The organism is Telluria sp. ZT3P26, assembly GCF_059686035.1.
Genome location: NZ_JCASII010000001.1, coordinates 922,392 through 939,168, shown reverse-complemented (window position 1 = coordinate 939,168; position 16,777 = coordinate 922,392). Strand labels below are relative to the sequence as shown.

The window sequence follows — 16,777 nt, the reverse complement described above, 5'->3', positions numbered from 1 at the left end:
TCATCTGCTGTAGGGTGGATGGCTCCGCCATCCACGCGTCCAACGATCGGCAAATCCAACACGCACGTCGCGCTTGACGTGCGACATCCCATTATCCCCTGCTGCCACATACGCTCGGCAGCATGTCCCATTTTCGCCGCGTCCGCTCTGGCCGGACTTATTTTTTCACACTGGTCGCCTTTCGTCGTCGCCCCATCCTGTGTGACGATGCGATCCGTTCATCCTTGCGCACTGCATTCGACCGAACGCGCCTGCGGCGTCCCTTCACGATCGACGCCATCGTGCTGATGCCGGACCATCTGCATTGCATCTGGACGCTGCCAGATGGCGACACCGACATCTCGACACGATGGGCACAGATCAAGCACCATGTTTCCTTTTCATGTCGCAATCAATATGACGACATCGTGCCTACCGAGTCGCGCCGCCGTCGTGGTGAATCGGCGATCTGGCAACGTCGTTTCTGGGAGCATCAGATCAGGGATGACGACGACATGACGCGGCATATCGATTACATTCATTACAACCCGGTCAGGCATGGTCATGTCACCAGCGCAGCGCAGTGGCCGTATTCATCGTTTGGGCGGTTTGTGAAAAACGGGATTTATCCGCTGAATTGGGGTGGCACCGAGGCAGCGCGGACGATGATTCTTGAGTGAATTGGCGGCGCGAGTTTTCTAAACCCGTGGGCGAGTTCGATGATCTTGCCGCCAACGATCACCGCGTGGACGGCCTAGCCGTCCACCCTACCGCTAAGCGCCGTTTATCTGCTCAACGTGTGCGATGATAATCAACATATCGACTTCCCCGTCTTCACCATGCATCGCTTCAGCGCCAAGCCTTACTTGCAACGCGTGTGGGCCGACTTCGGCAACGAGGTCGGCTTCGATGACTTCCCGTTCAACATTCCTGCCGTGCGCAAACTGCAGTCGATCGAATTCCACGCCGACGTGACCTTCTTCGTTGGCGAGAATGGCAGCGGCAAGTCGACCATGCTGGAAGCGATCGCGCTGGCACTGGGCTTTGGCATCGAAGGCGGCACGCTGAACAACCGCTTGCTGAACACGTCCGGCGAGCATACCCGTCTGGCGGATTACATTCGGATGTCGCGCAGCACACGCAGGCCCAGTGACGGCTATTTTCTTCGGGCCGAAAGTTTCTACAATCTCGCGACCTACCTCGACGAGATGCCGGAGACCACTGCCTTCGGCGGCTATGGCGGCAAGCAGCTGCACGCGCGCTCGCATGGCGAAGCATTCATGAGCGTGCTGCTCGACAAACTCAGGGGCAATGGCCTGTACCTGCTCGATGAACCAGAGGCGGCGCTCTCGCCCACCCGCCAGCTGGCAGCGTTGCGGGCGATGCATCAACTGGTGCAGGATCAGTCGCAGTTCATCATCGTGACGCACTCGCCGATTCTGCTTGCCTACCCCGGCGCGAAAATTCTGGCATTCGACGGCAACGGCATTGCCGAGATCGCGTATGAGGACACGGAACATTACGCCGTAACGCGCGACTTTTTGAATCACTATCCGCGCCGGCTGGAACAGTTGCTGGCGCCGGATTGAGCATGGTTATTTGACCGGGCGACGCCATGCACGGTCCATCAAGTGCGGACCAGGATTACTTCCATTCGCCACGCTGGTTTACCAGCGTTTTCTTACCCTCGGTGACCACCAGCCGGCCATCGGCGTACACGGTGTAGTTCACGCAGCCCGAGCGAAATACATAGCCCTGGAAGGCGCCGGGCGTGACGCCATCGGCTGCCATCGAATGCATGGTCTTGCCGCGCAGCTTGATCGCCTTGCCGGTCTTCTTGCTGGTGCCGGTGTAGCGCACGTCGTCGCAGGTGACGTTGCCTTCTTCGCATTGCTGCACGATCTTGACGGTAAAGCCGGATGTTTCCAGCGTCTGCTGCGTGTCGGCGTGGGCCGAAGCGGCGAATGCAAAGGCGGCCAGGGCGGCGAAATGAATGAATGGTTTCATGGGTTCTCCTGTCGACTGTCGATCGCTGAAGTATGCCTGACCGGGGCAAACAGTCCGTTCGCTGGCGCGCGCTGGCGACATGTTGACAGGCATCGCCTCACCCGAACAAGCCATGCAAAAACCAGCGCGGCGCCGCATCCTCGCCCGAGCCATTGATGCGCTCGCGGTAGATCCAGTACAGCGCGTGGTCCTTGCCTTCGGCGATGAAGTAATCGCGCGTTTGTGTCTGACTCCACCAGCCAGCTTCGATGCGTTCGGGATTGGACGCCACCCGCAACGGCGAGCCATAAAACGGCCGGTGGTCGCGCATCAGCAGCGCAAGCGGCTTGGCCAAGAGCCAGCTTGGCCGGGGCAGGCTTTGCACGTCGGGCGGCATCTGCGCGGCGCGCGCCGCGGCGCTCATTTTCTCGTGCACCGGCACCCAGGCGTTGGCGATCTCGGGGCGGTAGTCGGCATGCGGCAGGGCCTGCAGCACGTTGTCGGTGCCCAGGCGCGCGACCAGCAGTTCGATCATGCGCATGCGGTCTTCTTCGCTGCCGCCAGGATCGGGAAACAGCGAATCGGTCGGCGGCGCCATCGCCTGCAATTGCTGGGCTTCGAGCCGGATGCCGATCACGGGCGCGACAAGTTCGAGCTTGGCCAGGCGCTCACGCAGCAGCCGCATCAGGTGTTCGTCGCGCCACGTGGGTTCGGCCAGCGCGATGTCGACCGCCGTCGGCGGACAGGCTACCCTGCCCCGCTCGTGCTCGAGCAGCAGCCGGATGCGTTCGACCGCCAGCTGGCGCGCGCACAGCCAGCCCGTCATCTGCAGCACCAGGTGGTGGGCGCCGGCCAGCAGCAGGTCGGCGTGCTCGAGCCGGTCGAACAGTTCGAGCCGGGCCTGGAAGCGTTCGGGCGGCTCGATCCAGCGCAGCAGTTCGGGACTGTGGCCATACGCAGCGTCGAGCATGTCGAGCAGTGCGCGCCCGCAGCGCCGTTGCAGGCCGGGCCGGGGCAGGCGCTGCAATTCGTCGAGCCGGCGGCAGCCCAGGCCATCGAACCACGCAGAAAACGGCCGTGCCGGCGGCAACAGGTTCACCGGCAGGCGGTCGAGCCGCCGCACGAGCGAATCCATCTTGACTACGCGCCCGGCATCGCGGCGCGCCAGCAGCCAGGCGCCGCGCGCGGTGGGCGCGCAGGCAATGCACGCCGTAAAGCCGAGCGTGCGCAGGTTGGCGCGCACCCGCTCGCACAACTGCCGGATGCCGCCGAACAGGCGCAGGCTGGCGCCGATGTCGAGCAGCAGCGTGGCTTCTTCGGCCAGCGCCACTTGCGGCGTGTACTGCAGCATCGCCATGGCCACCGCCTGCAAGGCCTCGGCCTCGCGCTCGTGGCTGCGCTGGACGATGCGCGCGTCCGGCATCAGCATCAGCACGCCGCCACGCCGCATGCCGGGCAGCACGCCTTCGATATGCGCCGCCCTGGACAAGGCCATCACCCGCTCCTGCTCCAGAACCACGATGCCGGGATCACCCGCAGCACTAGCGTCGGCAGCATCGGCGCCATCGGCACCGTCGCCGTTGCTACTGCTATTGCACCAGCGTGGGCTGAAGACTTCGAGCGGTAGCTGGGGCAAATACAGGCCGATCCAGAGGCGCATGGCGTTGCAGTAGTGAAGAACCAAGGGGCAGGAACAGCGGCGCGTCGCGCTGCGGTCCCCGGCGTTTGAGGAAGTCGATCGTCATGCCGCCGGCAGCCGGACGCAGCGCAAGGCGCAGCGGCGCGGGCGACGCGTCCTGCGCGGCAGACAGGGGACGAAACATGAAGAACAGGGTCTCGCCCCCCTGCGCCGCCAGGTGCAGGCGGCGCAGGCTGTCGCTGCGCACGTGGTTGGTCCAGAACAGCAGCGCGCCGCAACTGCCGCTGCGCAAGACCTGCTCGGCCGCCCACAGCGCATCGGCACTGCGCGTCGAGCGCAGCCACAGCAATTGGGATGGATCGAGGCCCAGCGCGGCCAGTGCCAGGGCCTGGGGTGGATGCGGTGGCTGCAGCAGCACGATGCGGCGGGATGCGCAGGCGGCCAGCGCCGGGCGCAGCAGGCGCATTTCGCCGATGCCGGGTTGTTGCAGCAGCAGATCGACCAGGGTGCCGCCGGGCCAGCCACCGCCCGGCAACTGGCCCGACAAGGTGGCGTGGCCCGTGTCGATGCAGCGCGTGTCGGCATGCGCCAGCTGCGATGCGCGCCACAGCGATGGGTGCAATGCCTCTGGTGCGGCAAGGATGGAAGAAGGGTTCATGGCAGTGATAACAATGCAAGTACTGTATAAACGTACAGTACTCGTTGAAACGGGGCTTGGCAAGAGGTTTTCATTTTGTCTACCGCATCGGCACCTTGTGGATCGGCTCTTTGACGCCATATATATCCCTCGTGCCCCGTGATCATGGAGTTGTTAATGAGCAACGCAATGAGCAATGCCGATCTTCTGCTGAAGAAAGCCGGCATCATCGAACGCTGCTGCAGCCGCGCCCGCGACGAATACGAACGTGACCCCACGACGTTTTCCGATGACATCACGCGCCAGGATGCGGCCACACTGAACGTGATCCGTGCCTGGGAAGCGGCGATCGAGATGGGCGACTACGTGATCGGCTGCGCGCGCCTGGGGCCACCGCAAGACGAACGCGAAGTCATCACGCTGCTGGCCGAGCACGGCTGGATCGCGCCGACCCTGGCCGAAAACCTCAAGCGTACCGGCGAATTCTGCCGCGCCGAATGGGATTACCAGGCCGCGCCCCTGCCCGCCCTCGTCACGATCATCAAGCGCGGCCTTGGCGATTTCACCGATTACGCAGCAGCGCTCACGCGTGGCGCGCGCGCTGTCGGCCAACCCTGACCATGTCTTGTCAGTGCGCCAACGGTGCGCCTGCTGGTATCATGCGCCTCTTTTGGGAGCGGCATTCCCTGGCGCCGGATGCGCCGGGTCGCCGCTTTCGCACTGACCAATCAAAACAACCATGACCCAACAGACCAATTTGCCCGGCTTCTTCAGCCGCTTGTCGATCGCCTTCGGCGCCCTGTTCAAATCGCTCGGCGACGCCGAATTTGCCGCGCGCGTGCGCGATGACGGCGTCGGCCCGACCGCCGCGCCGGCACCAGTGCCAGCCCCGGCACCTGCACCTGTCGTGAAACCAGCGCCAGCACCGACGCCCCTGCGCGCGCCGACGCCGGATTCGGCCCTGCAGCTGCTGAGCCTCTTCCAGCGCGAAGCGCGCCTGATCGACTTCGCCCACGAAAACCTCACCAGCTATTCGGACGCCGACATCGGCGCTGCCGCGCGCGTCGTGCACGAAGGCTGCGCACGCGTGCTGCGCGAGCACTTCACGATCGAGCCGGTGCGCAGCGAAGCCGAAGGCGCCCGCATCACCCTCAACGAAGGCTTCGATGCAGCCAGCGTGCGCCTGACCGGCAACGTGGTCGGCACGGCGCCGTTCAACGGCACCCTGAGCCATCGCGGCTGGCGCGCTGCCAGCGTCACGCTGCCGCAACTGGCCGAGCGCCACGATGCGCGCGTGCTGGCTCCGGCGGAGGTCGAACTGTGAACGACATCGTCAATGACCCGTTGAACAATGCGGCCGAGCCGCGCTACGCCATCGGCATCGACCTGGGCACGACCCACAGCGCCCTCTCATATGTCGACCTGCAGGCCAGCGATGGCGAACAGGCCGTCGACGCCGTGCTGCCGATCCCGCAACTGACTGCCCCCGGCACGATCGAGGCGCTGCCGCTGCTGCCATCGTTCCTGTACCTGCCGCATCCGGACGAACTGCCGGCCGGCGAACGCGCGCTGCCGTGGAGCGACACCGAAGAAACCGCGATCGCCGGCGAGATGGCGCGCAGCCGCGGCGCGACCACGCCGATCCGTTTGGTCTCGTCGGCCAAGAGCTGGCTGTGCCACCCGGGCGTGGACCGCCGCGCCGCGATCCTGCCAACGGACGCGCCGGACGAAGTCACCCGTGTGTCGCCACTGGATGCCTCCACCCACTACCTGCGCCACCTGCGCCAGGCCTGGAACGCCGCGCATCCCGAAGCACCGTTCGACCAGCAATCGGTCACCGTCACCATCCCTGCCTCGTTCGATCCGGGCGCGCGCGAGCTGACGCTGGACGCCGCGCGCCTGGCCGGCTTCACGCCGACCCTGCTCGAAGAGCCGCAAGCGGCGCTGTACAGCTGGATCCAGGGCAGCGGTGGCCGCTGGCGCAAGCAGGTTGCACCGGGCGACATCATCCTGGTGGTCGACGTCGGCGGCGGTACCAGCGACTTTTCGCTGATCGCGATCCTCGAACGCGACGGCAAGCTCGAACCGCACCGCGTCGCTGTGGGCGACCACATCCTGCTGGGCGGCGACAATATGGACCTGGCGCTGGCCCACTTCGTGGCCCGCAAACTCGCCGCCAACGGCACGCAGCTCGACGCCTGGCAGATGCGCGCGCTCACGTACGGCTGCCGCGGCGCCAAGGAAGCGCTGCTGGCCGATGCCAACGCGACGACGCACCCGATCGTGGTGCCAAGCCGCGGCTCGAAACTCATCGGCGGCTCGATCCGCACCGAACTCACGCGCGACGAAGTCACCGCCTTCATCACCGACGGCTTCTTCCCGCGCGTGGAAGCCTCGGCGCGGCCAACCGTGCGCGCCCGCGCCGGCCTGACCCAGCTTGGCCTGCCGTATGCGCAGGATGCCGCGATCACGCGCCACCTGGCCGCGTTCCTCGCGCGCCAGGCCGGTGCCACCGCCGAACTCGAAGGTTTCACTGGCCGCGTCACGGCCGACCACACGTTCCTGCATCCGAGCGCGGTGCTGTTCAACGGCGGCGTGTTCAAGTCCGGCATCCTGGCGCAGCGCGTGATGGACACCATCAACGACTGGCTGTACATGGAAGGCGCCGAACCGGCGCGCATGCTCGAAGGCGCCGATCTCGATCTGGCCGTCGCGCGCGGCGCGGCCTACTTCAGCTACGCACGGCGTGGCGGTGGCGTGCGCATTCGCGGCGGCACGGCGCGCTCGTACTACGTCGGCGTCGAATCGTCGATGCCGGCCATCCCGGGCATGGAACCGCCACTCGAAGCCCTGTGCGTGGCGCCGTTCGGCATGGAAGAAGGCAGCGAACTCGAACTGCCGGGCCAGGAATTCGGCCTGGTGATCGGCGAGCCGGTCACGTTCCGCTTCTTCGGCTCCACCACGCGCCGCCAGGACCGCATCGGCGACGTGCTCGAATTCTGGGGCCCGGACGAGCTGCACGAAATGAACGAGATCCAGGCCACGCTGCCGGCCGATGGCCGCGCGGCGGGCGACGTCGTGCAGGTGAAACTGCATGCGCTGGCGACGGATGCCGGCACGCTCGAACTGCTGGCGGTGGCGCGTGATGGCCAGCGCTGGAAGATCGAGTTCGACGTGCGTACGGCGGCCGGGGTCCAGTGACCTGGCTCGTCGGCATCGATCTGGGCACCACCAACACGGTGCTGGCCTACGGCCGCAATGGCCCGGGCGGCATCGAGCTATTCCAGATCGATCAGTTGGTGGCGCCCGGCGAAGTGGCCGGCGCACCGCTGCTGCCGTCGATGCGTTACCACCCGGGGCCGGACGAACTGGCGCCCGGCGCCCTGCAACTGCCCTGGCAGCAGCCGGACGTCGCGGGCGTCGAGCGCGTTGCGCTGGGGCGCCTGGCGCGCGTGCTCGGTGCGGCCACGCCGGGCCGGCTCGTCACGAGCGCCAAGAGCTGGCTGTCGCACGACGGCGTCGATCGCATGGCGCCGATCCTGCCGTGGGGCGTCGACAGCGACGTGCCCAAGGTCTCGCCGGTGGCTGCCAGCGCCAGCTATCTTGCGCACCTGCGCGCCGCATGGAATGCGCGCTTTCCCAAACACCCCCTTGAACGCCAGCAGATCGTGCTCACGGTGCCGGCGTCGTTCGACGAAGGCGCCCGCGCGCTGACGCTCGAAGCGGCCAGACTGGCCGGCCTGCCGCAGGTCGCGCTGCTGGAAGAACCGCAAGCCGCCCTGTACGACTGGCTGTACCGCCATCGCGCCAGCCTGGCCGACGATCTGGGCGATGCGCGGCTGGTGCTGGTGGCCGACGTCGGCGGCGGCACCACCGACTTCAGCCTGGTCAAGGTCGATACCAAAGATGGCGAGCCGCACCTGACCCGCATCGGCGTGGGCAACCACCTGATCCTGGGTGGCGACAATATGGATCTGGCGCTGGCGCACCTGATCGAAGCGCGCATGGCCGAACAATCCGGCGACCACCATGGCAATGACGCCGTGCGCCCACGCCTGTCGGCCGCGCGCCTGGCCCAGCTCACGGAACGCTGCCGCGCCGCCAAGGAACAACTGCTGGCCATTGATGCGCCTGAATCCGTCGCCGTCACGCTGCTCGGCGCCGGCAGCCGCCTGATTGGTGCGAGTCGCAAGGCTGACCTGCTGCGCAGCGACATCGAGCGCATCGTGCTCGATGGCTTCCTGCCGCTCAACGCGGCGCAGGACGAACCGGTGCGTGCGCGTGCCGGCATCGTCGAATTCGGCCTGCCGTATGCAAGCGACCCGGCCATCACGCGGCATCTGGCCAGCTTTTTGCGCCAGCATGCGGCGGCGTCGCGCGAGGCGCTCGGCCTGGAAGGCGACGTGATCCCTGTGCCGGATACCGTGCTGCTCAACGGCGGCGTGTTCAGGGGCAGCGCGCTGGCGCGGCGCCTGGTCGATACGCTGACCGGCTGGCGCGGCGAAGGTGACGGAACAGCGTTACGCGTGCTGCACAACGAGAATCCGGATATCGCCGTTGCCCGTGGCGGCGTTGCCTACGCGCTGGCACGCCAGGGCCTGGCGCCGGCGATCGACAGCGGCGCGGCCCGCAACTATTACCTGCTTCTGGACGGCGAAGCGCGCGCCGGCCTGCTGCACGCCGTCTGCCTGCTGCCACGCGGCACGCCGGCAGCCACCGACGTCACGCTGGCAAACCGCAGCTTCGCGCTGCGCGTCGGCCGGCCGGTGCGCTTTCACCTGGTCTCGACGATTGCCGATGCCGGCGCGGCGCCGCAGGCCGGCGACCTGGTCGATCTCGACTTGGCCGACGTGGTGCGCCTGCCGCCGATTGCAACGGTGTTACGCGCATCAGGGTCCAATACAACTGCCGAGATTCCCGTGCATCTGGTAACGACGCTGAGCGAAACCGGTTCGCTCGAAGTGCATTGCGTGGCCGAAGATGGCGGCGGGCGCTGGCAGCTCGCGTTCCAGTTGCGTGGCGATGGCAACGACGTTGATGTCGACGCGCCGGACGAAGCCCTGCCCGCGAACCTGGACGCGGCAATCGACAAGATCGAACGCGTGTTCGGCGCCCGCTCGAAACAGGTCGAGCCGAAAGAAGTCAAGCAACTGCGCGCTGGCCTGGAACATCTGCTCGGCGCGCGCGAAAGCTGGACCACGCCGCTGTTGCGCCGCCTTTTCGACGCCCTGATGGCACGCGCGAAAGGCCGGCGCCGCTCGGTCGAGCACGAGCGCGCGTGGCTCAATCTGGCCGGCTACAGCCTGCGCCCCGGCTTCGGCCACCCGCTCGACGAGTGGCGCATGGAACAGTTGTGGGCCCTGTTCGAGGCGGGCGTGCAGCACCACAAGGACAGCCAGGTGCGCGCCGAATGGTGGACGCTGTGGCGCCGCGTGGCCGGCGGCCTGTCGCTCGATGCGCAACTGCGCGTGCTGGACGATTTCGCCTTCAACCTGCAGGCCGATGCCGCCGAGCGTGGCCGACGGCCCGTCACGCTGGTCGACGGCAGCGAAGAAGACCTGTTGCGCGTGGGCGCGTCGCTCGAACGCATCCCGTCGGCCTACAAGGCCGAGATCGGAGAATGGCTGTTCAAGCAGATCGCCGACATCCCTTCCGGCGGCAAGCTCGATGCCCGCGCCAGCGCGCGCTACGGCCGCTATCTGTGGGCACTGGGCCGCGTGGGCGCGCGCCAGTCGTTCCAGTCGAGCGCACACGAAGTCGCGCCGCCCGACGTGGCTGAAGGCTGGCTGCGCCAGCTCCTGCTGCTCGACTGGCGCAAGGTAGAGCCGGCGGGCTTTGCCGCCGCCCACATCGCGCGCATGACGGGCGACCGTTCGCGCGACATCGATGACGCGGTGCGCGGCGACGTGCTGCGCCGCCTGGCGGCCAGCGGCGCGCCGCCAGCATGGACGGCGATGGTGCGCGAGGTCGTGGAGCTCGATCAGGCCAGCGAAGCGCGCATGCTGGGCGATGCGCTGCCGCCGGGACTCAAGCTGCTGCGTTAGAACAGAATCACGCTTCCAGCTGGCCGATCAGGATCAGCGAGACTGGCTTGCCGGTACGCGGATGCAGCGGTTCGCGCATCGCGGTGACCCGCAACCCGTTTGCCGCAAACAGCGCAATCCAGCCCGCGACCGTGCGGAAGTACCACGGCGGCGCATCGGCGAAATCGCTGGAAAAGCCCGCCCAGCTGCCGGCACGCCAGCCGTCGACATACGGCGCATCGCCGCACGCCATCATCGGATGCACGGTCTGCACGACCAGCGAGCCACCCTGGCGCAGATAGGTCGGCGCCGCGCGCAACAGGCCATCGACGGCCTCGTTGCCGATCAACGAAAAATTGCAGACTGCGACATCGACCGCCAGCGCCAGCCGGCCCTGCGCGATCTGCTCGAACGACAGCACGCAAAAGTCGCCGCCACCCGCGGCATCGGCTTTCCCGACCAGCGCGGGAATCGCATCGACGCCCACCATCGCCACGCCGGGCAGCGCGCGCACCAGCCAGCCTTCGCCGCAACCAAGATCGACGCCGGTGGCCGGAGCAAGGCTGCGCACTGCCTCGACGATGGCGGCATTGGTGACCAGTGTGCGTGTCTCGATCTCGCCGCCGCGCACGGCGGCAGTCCAGGGGTCGACGTTGCGCGACCACGCGTCGAGGACAGCGGCATCGGTAAGACCGGGCATGGGCTTCTCCTGTAATGACCCCATTATGCCGCAGGCAGTAACGGCACACCCGCGAACGACAACCATCCACAGGATCGGATAGACTGGCGCCGACTCCGCCAACGCACCCGCCCTGCCTGCCCATGAAACCATCGCAACACCTGCCGCTCCTTCTCGTCGCCGTCCTTGCCGCCGTCATCACCTTCGCCCTCATCAAGCGCCCGGTCGACGAAGCACCCGCACCGCCACCGCTGGTGTCGCTCGAGAAGATGGGGCACCTGGTGTCGCTCAAGATGAACTATTCGGACGTGATCGAATTCACGCAGCCGAATGCCGTGGACATCCCGTGGTCGCAATGGGAAGTACGGCTTGGCAGCACCCGCGTGCTGCTGGTCGCGCGCGGCGATTGCACGCTGGCCACCGACCTGCGCCAGGCGCGCTACGAAGACATCGACAACACGGCGCGCACGCTGACGGTCGTGCTGCCAGCGCCCTCGCCGCTGCAGGCGCGCATCAACCACGAACCGCGCGACAAGGGCGGCTCGTACTTCTATGCGATCACCGACCAGGGCTTGCAGGCGTTCATCCCATCGGCGCAAACGCGCACTACGGCCATGAACAACGTGCTGGCCACGGCGCAGAAAGCAGTGCAGGCCGCCTGCAGCCAGCCGACGGTGCTGAACACGGCGAAGGACAATGCCGCCACCGTGATGCAGGCCACGCTGCTGGCCACCGGCTGGACGCCGACCGTCGTATGGGAAGCAAGCACCGGCCAGCCCAAGGCTGCCACCACACCATAAGCTGTTGTAAAAAATTCCCACATAGAAACAAAAGATTACACCTGTGATGACGCAAGCGGCGTGACCCTTCGTGTAAAATCGCCTCAGCAGGTTATCGGAACAAATCAACTATATAGAGGTGACAACACCATGCGCGTCTTCCCATCCAGCGGAAAAACCCTTGTCTTTGCTCTCGCGGCAACCGTTCTTTCCACCAGTGTCTTCGCCCAAACCTGGCCTAGCGACACCGTGACCGTCGTCGTCCCATGGCCGGCAGGCGGCCCGTCGGACATCGCAGCGCGGCCGCTGGCCAAAGGCTTGACGACCGCGCTGGGCAAGTCGTTCGTCATCGATAACCGCGGCGGCGGCGGCGGCAATATCGGTTCGGCAGCGGTCACCCGCGCCAAGGCCGACGGCCAGACCATGCTGATCACCTCGAGCGCACCAATCGTGATCAACCCGAGCCTGTACAAGAAAATGGCGTTCAACCCGGCGACCGACCTGATCCCGGTCACGAACCTGTTGCGCGCGCCACTGGTGCTGGTTGCGCACCCATCGGTCCCGGCCAAGAACGTCAAGGAACTGCTGGCCCTGATCAAGTCGAAGAACGGCCAGTTTTCGTACGCGTCGGCCGGTAACGGTACCCCGCAACACCTGACCGGTGAAATTTTCCGCGGCGTGACCAAACTGGACATGGTCCACGTGCCCTACAAGGGTTCGGCGCCAGCGATTTCCGACCTGCTGGGCGGCCACATCCCGATCATGTTCGACAGCACCATCGCGATCATGCCGCACATCAAGAGCGGCAAGGTCAAGCCAATCGCCATTTCGGGCAACAAGCGTTCGCCGCTGCTGCCGGACGTACCAACCTTCGCCGAAGCCGGCCTGCCAATCGAATCGTATGCGTGGTACGGCATGTTCGTGCCAGCCAAGACGCCGAAGGCCGTGGTCGACAAGATCAACGCCGAAACGCAGAAGGTCATGAAGTCGCCTGACTTCCAGCGCGTGCTGGCCGATACCGGCACCGAGTACGTGGGCGACACGCCGGAGAACTTCGCCAAGTTCGTCCAGGCTGAAACCACCAAATGGTCGAAAGTCGTGAAAGACAGCGGCGCAACCGTCGACTGATTTTCAGCTACCAAGTAGTGCCCTGAAAACGGGTGACGCGGCTTTTGCCGGGTCACCCGTTTTTTTATGGTGCCTTTTTACGTGTCACAGTCATCACCTTGCCTAGGTTACCGCGCCAGAAGTTCATGGGGATGATGTCTTTACATGCCAGAAATCGACCATTTACGATGTCTTATTATTAAGGTAACCTCCGTTTTATCGCTGTCATCGTCTTGTCACAACACGGTGCGGTTCCTGTTATTCGAACAGAAATTCCTTTGGCGATCATCTTGGAGAAAACAATATGCCCGCCTATCGCCTGTCCAGCAGCCCACGCTCGGTTGCCTACGTTCTGGGTACGATCATCATCTGTCTGCTGTGCGCACACGCGGTTGGCCTGGTCATGCGGCTGGGGCTCGGCCACGATTCGGTCCATGGGCTGGTCCCGCTGTTCGACGTGAATGTCGAAGGCAATATTCCGACGTTCTTCTCGGTGTGCCTTGGATTGTGCAGCGCTGCCCTGTTTGCCGTGATTGCACTGGACGCAAAAGGTCGTGGTGACCGGGACGCCATCTACTGGACTGTTCTGGCTGCGGGTTTTCTGTTCCTGTCTTACGATGAATGCTTCCAGGTGCATGAAAGAATGACCGGGCCGATGCGCGCCATGCTGGGGGGCTCCGATCCCGCAAATGGCGCGAGCCTTGGCCTGATGTATTACAGCTGGGTCGTGCCGGGCTTGATTGGCGCGTTCATTGTCTCGCTGTTCTTCCTCAAATTCATGCTGCGCTTGCCCGTTGCCACCCGCCGCAGAATGATTCTGGCAGCAAGTCTGTTCCTCGGCGGTTGCCTCGGCATGGAACTGATCAATGGCAGTGTCATGGAAAGCCAGGGCGACGGTCTGCTCTACAACGTGCTTGTCATGACTGAGGAAGGACTCGAGATGACCGGCATGGCCACCCTGATTTATGCCATGACCAGCCATATCGCTGACAGCTGCGACCGACTTGAAGTGAATCTGCATGCCAGCAACACGGCAGCGGTGCGGCAAGCGACGCCGGCGCAGTACACTGGCCCCGCTGCCCGCACCACGTCTTCATGACGCATGCAGCGGCATTCGTCCGCTGTCATGACAACCTCATTGCTTCATGGTGGCCTTTTTCAGTGCGCGGCGAACTTTGTCAGTGGGCCACAGTCGTTCTTTATCAGCCGCGTCGAGAAAGCGATGGCGCCAGCGCAACGCGGTATTGCTATGGACGCCAACCTGCGCCGCCGCTGACCGTACCGATCTGGCCTCGCGCAGCATGACGATATAGTCAAGCCACTTCTCGCGCAGCCTGAGCCGTGCCAGCGGCGTGCCAGTCAGGTCATTGAATGTTCGGAGGCACTGGCGGCAGCGAAAGCGCTGGCGGTTATTGGCCTGGCCATGCCGGTTCAGTTGCCTGCACGCGCAATGCGGGCAGCAGCGTTGCATGGCCCTGCTATCGGCAATGAGCGCAGCGAGCCGGTCAAGACTGCCCTGTGGCTGCGGGAGCGTCGTCAACCGCACCGGCCGGGGATAACCAAGTAACGGGCGTTGCGAAACTGCTTTTACAAACCTGAACGATGTCACGGCGGGCTCCCTTGTCACAGTCGGAGTTCGACACCTGTTTGACCCACCAGTTCAATTTTCGTCATCGTGATGACGATCGCAGCCTGTTTCGCTCGGGCGTGTTTGCCCTCCTGTCCAAGACATTGCTCCACCGCTACCGAACACCATGGCTTTTCGATAACGACTAACATCTTTATCAACGTCGTGACCGCTATCGGCACCCTGCCACCACATCCAAGGAGCAAGCATGCATTCGGAAGACAAGAAGGTCGAGAACCAGACCACACAAGACATGGCGCCATCGCGTCGCCGGTTCGTCGGCACCGTGGCCGCCGGCGTCGCCGCCTCGGCCGCCGCCGTGCCGGCCCTGGCCCAGCAAGCCGCAGGCGGCAACCAGCCGGCCGCCGGCGCCGCGCGCGAGGCCGCCAAGCGCTATCCGCGTCCGCCGTTTCCCAATCAGGATCAGCCATGGCCGGCCCTGGCCAGCAAGATGACGCCGCGCCCTGACCACGGCGAAACCACCTATCGCGGCAGCGGCCGCCTGGCCGGCCGCAAGGCGCTGATCACGGGCGGCGACTCGGGCATCGGCCGCGCCGCCGCGATCGCGTACGCGCGCGAAGGCGCGGACGTGGCCATCGGCTACCTGCCGGCCGAAGAGCCGGACGCACGTGAAGTGATGCAGTTGATCCGGGACGCCGGCCGCAAGGCCGTGGCGGTGCCGGGCGATATCCGCGACGAAGCGTTCTGCAAGAAGATGGTGGAGACGGCGGTGCGTGAACTGGGCGGTCTGGACATCCTGGTCAACAATGCCGCGCGCCAGCAGAACCACGACTCGATCCTCGACATCACCAGCGAACAGTTCGACTGGACGATCAAGACCAATGTGTATGCGGTGTTCTGGATCACCAAGGCAGCGATTCCGCACATGAAGCCGGGCAGCGTGATCATCAACACGTCGTCGCAGACGGCCTACGATCCGCCTGAAAAACTGCTCGACTATGCGTCGACCAAGGCGTTCGAGGTGGCGTTCACCAAGTCGCTGGCCAAGCAGATGGCCTCGAAAGGAATTCGGGTCAATGCGGTGGCGCCGGGACCGGTATGGACACCGCTGCAACTGGCAGGGGGCAATTCACCGGAGGGCCGCGCAAAGTTCGGCGAAGACACGCCGATGAAGCGCCCTGGCCAGCCGGCCGAACTGGCGGCGACCTACGTCACGCTGGCGTCGGATGAATCGAGCTACACCACCGGCCATGTGTATGGCGTGGCGGGTGGTGGCGGGCAGCCGTAAGCGCCCACCAGTATGTCCGCCCGGTGTTGCCGGGTGGACCATCACCACTGCGTGCTCAGCGGCGACGCAGCAGACGCACCAGCAGCGAGGCCAGCGATCGGGTAGGAATATGGCGGCCCAGTGGCCCGGCATGGTTGCAGCGTGAAATGACAGTCATCGTGGTTCTCCGAGATATGTGACGAAGACTAACGATTGCCGTACTGCTCTTCTGTACGGTAATTCGCTTAAGCAATAACTTGCCCAGCCGTAGCGCGCGCACCACAAACGGACAGCAGCCTAGTATGTGGTTGCAGGGCCACGGTCGGCCTCGCCCGAGGATGGCCGCAGGCGTTGTTCAGAACGTCAACCGATATGGAGGAAACGATGAGCTACGCAAGTCGCGACAAATACGGGATGTACAAGAACACCGGCATCGCAGGTCCGGGGCCGTCACTGATGGGCGCCGATACGCTGATTGGCGACAGCGTCGTCAATGCCAATGATGAAGACCTGGGCGACATCAAGGACATCATGCTCGACATGCAGACCGGCCAGGTTGCTTATGCCGTGCTGGCCTTTGGCGGTTTTCTGGGCATGGGCGAAAAACTGTTCGCCGTGCCATGGCAGGCGCTGCACCTGGACACGATCAATCACCGCTTCGTGCTGGATGTCGAGAAAGAGCACCTCAAGACGGCACCCGGCTTCGACAAGGATGCCTGGCCCGACATGGCCGATACCACCTGGGCCGGCGGCATCCATGACTTCTATGGCACCGATCCGCATCGCTCCGGCGCACCGAGCATGGGGCCGGGTGTGCCGACGCCTGGCATCGTCGGTGGCGCTGGCGCGGGCACCGGCAGCAGCACGTATGCCGGCGGTTCGATGGGTTCGAGCATGGGCGCAGGCTCGGCCGGTTCGGCCAGTGTGGCAGGATCGGGCAGCAGCATGAGCGACTCGTCGCTCAATCAGGGCTCGGGCGCGAGTCTGGATCCACGCGCAGGCAACCTGGGCGCCGATGATGACCTGAGCCGGATCCGGGGCAGCAATATCGGCTGATCGAACGGTGACTTTACAATGGCTGGCGGCGCCGCCG

Annotated in this window: 16 protein-coding genes; 11 read left to right on the top strand and 5 right to left on the bottom strand. The window is 65.1% G+C overall.

Translation table 11 applies throughout. The features are described 5' to 3' along the window. Nucleotides 1-122: 122 nt before the first annotated feature. Nucleotides 123-659, top strand: a complete 537-nt coding sequence (locus tag AC56LN_RS04125; protein ID WP_499570085.1) for an REP-associated tyrosine transposase — start codon at nt 123-125, stop codon at nt 657-659. A gap of 159 nt (nt 660-818) precedes the next feature. Beyond that, the gene (locus AC56LN_RS04120; protein ID WP_499570084.1) at nt 819-1,568 is read left to right on the top strand and encodes an AAA family ATPase; all 750 of its coding nucleotides are present in this window, start codon (nt 819-821) and stop codon (nt 1,566-1,568) included. Nucleotides 1,569-1,623: 55 nt separating this feature from the next. On the opposite strand, the gene AC56LN_RS04115 is transcribed toward AC56LN_RS04120, so the two are convergent. From AC56LN_RS04115 to imuA, 3 genes are all read right to left on the bottom strand, one after another. Further along, entirely contained in the window at nt 1,624-1,986 is a 363-nt protein-coding gene (locus tag AC56LN_RS04115; protein ID WP_499570083.1) for a hypothetical protein, read from the bottom strand. A 97-nt stretch (nt 1,987-2,083) separates the two neighbouring features. After that, the gene (locus AC56LN_RS04110) at nt 2,084-3,625 is read right to left on the bottom strand and encodes a Y-family DNA polymerase (RefSeq protein ID WP_499570081.1); all 1,542 of its coding nucleotides are present in this window, start codon (nt 3,623-3,625) and stop codon (nt 2,084-2,086) included. Beyond that, nucleotides 3,555-4,262, bottom strand: coding sequence for a translesion DNA synthesis-associated protein ImuA (gene imuA / locus AC56LN_RS04105; RefSeq protein WP_343025089.1), 708 nt, complete (start codon nt 4,260-4,262; stop codon nt 3,555-3,557). The genes AC56LN_RS04110 and imuA overlap by 71 nt, the downstream gene beginning before the upstream one ends. 156 nt (nt 4,263-4,418) lie before the next feature. On the opposite strand from imuA, the gene hepT reads away from it, so the two are divergent. The 4 genes from hepT to AC56LN_RS04085 all read left to right on the top strand — a co-directional run bounded on the left by hepT (nt 4,419) and on the right by AC56LN_RS04085 (nt 10,285). Continuing rightward, nucleotides 4,419-4,859, top strand: a complete 441-nt coding sequence (gene hepT, locus AC56LN_RS04100) for a type VII toxin-antitoxin system HepT family RNase toxin (RefSeq protein WP_499570080.1) — start codon at nt 4,419-4,421, stop codon at nt 4,857-4,859. Between the two features lie 121 nt (nt 4,860-4,980). Further along, nucleotides 4,981-5,565, top strand: coding sequence for a DUF2760 domain-containing protein (locus AC56LN_RS04095; protein ID WP_482899722.1), 585 nt, complete (start codon nt 4,981-4,983; stop codon nt 5,563-5,565). Further along, complete coding sequence (locus tag AC56LN_RS04090) at nt 5,562-7,442, top strand: Hsp70 family protein (RefSeq protein WP_499570079.1); 1,881 nt, start codon at nt 5,562-5,564, stop codon at nt 7,440-7,442. The genes AC56LN_RS04095 and AC56LN_RS04090 overlap by 4 nt, the downstream gene beginning before the upstream one ends. Next, on the top strand, nt 7,439-10,285 hold the full coding sequence (locus AC56LN_RS04085; RefSeq protein ID WP_499570078.1) for an Hsp70 family protein: 2,847 nt from the start codon (nt 7,439-7,441) through the stop codon (nt 10,283-10,285). The genes AC56LN_RS04090 and AC56LN_RS04085 overlap by 4 nt, the downstream gene beginning before the upstream one ends. A gap of 7 nt (nt 10,286-10,292) precedes the next feature. On the opposite strand, the gene AC56LN_RS04080 is transcribed toward AC56LN_RS04085, so the two are convergent. Then, nucleotides 10,293-10,964: a class I SAM-dependent methyltransferase gene (locus AC56LN_RS04080; protein WP_499570076.1), complete on the bottom strand. Its 672-nt coding sequence runs from the start codon at nt 10,962-10,964 to the stop codon at nt 10,293-10,295. Nucleotides 10,965-11,086: 122 nt separating this feature from the next. Here AC56LN_RS04080 and AC56LN_RS04075 point away from each other — a divergent pair, with 122 nt between their 5' ends. The 3 genes from AC56LN_RS04075 (at nt 11,087) to AC56LN_RS04065 (ending at nt 13,928) form a co-directional block, all read left to right on the top strand. After that, on the top strand, nt 11,087-11,743 hold the full coding sequence (locus AC56LN_RS04075; protein WP_499570075.1) for a DUF4230 domain-containing protein: 657 nt from the start codon (nt 11,087-11,089) through the stop codon (nt 11,741-11,743). Between the two features lie 228 nt (nt 11,744-11,971). Continuing rightward, nucleotides 11,972-12,850, top strand: a complete 879-nt coding sequence (locus AC56LN_RS04070; protein WP_482899727.1) for a tripartite tricarboxylate transporter substrate binding protein — start codon at nt 11,972-11,974, stop codon at nt 12,848-12,850. A gap of 283 nt (nt 12,851-13,133) precedes the next feature. Next, the gene (locus AC56LN_RS04065) at nt 13,134-13,928 is read left to right on the top strand and encodes a DUF8692 domain-containing protein (protein WP_499570073.1); all 795 of its coding nucleotides are present in this window, start codon (nt 13,134-13,136) and stop codon (nt 13,926-13,928) included. A 36-nt stretch (nt 13,929-13,964) separates the two neighbouring features. Here AC56LN_RS04065 and AC56LN_RS04060 read toward each other — a convergent pair whose 3' ends face one another. Beyond that, nucleotides 13,965-14,438, bottom strand: coding sequence for a transposase (locus AC56LN_RS04060; protein WP_499570072.1), 474 nt, complete (start codon nt 14,436-14,438; stop codon nt 13,965-13,967). A 226-nt stretch (nt 14,439-14,664) separates the two neighbouring features. Here AC56LN_RS04060 and AC56LN_RS04055 point away from each other — a divergent pair, with 226 nt between their 5' ends. Then, nucleotides 14,665-15,705: an SDR family oxidoreductase gene (locus tag AC56LN_RS04055; RefSeq protein ID WP_183555629.1), complete on the top strand. Its 1,041-nt coding sequence runs from the start codon at nt 14,665-14,667 to the stop codon at nt 15,703-15,705. A 363-nt stretch (nt 15,706-16,068) separates the two neighbouring features. Further along, a complete protein-coding gene (locus AC56LN_RS04050; protein ID WP_499570071.1) occupies nt 16,069-16,740 on the top strand; it encodes a PRC-barrel domain-containing protein in 672 nt (223 codons plus the stop codon). Nucleotides 16,741-16,777: the final 37 nt, after the last annotated feature.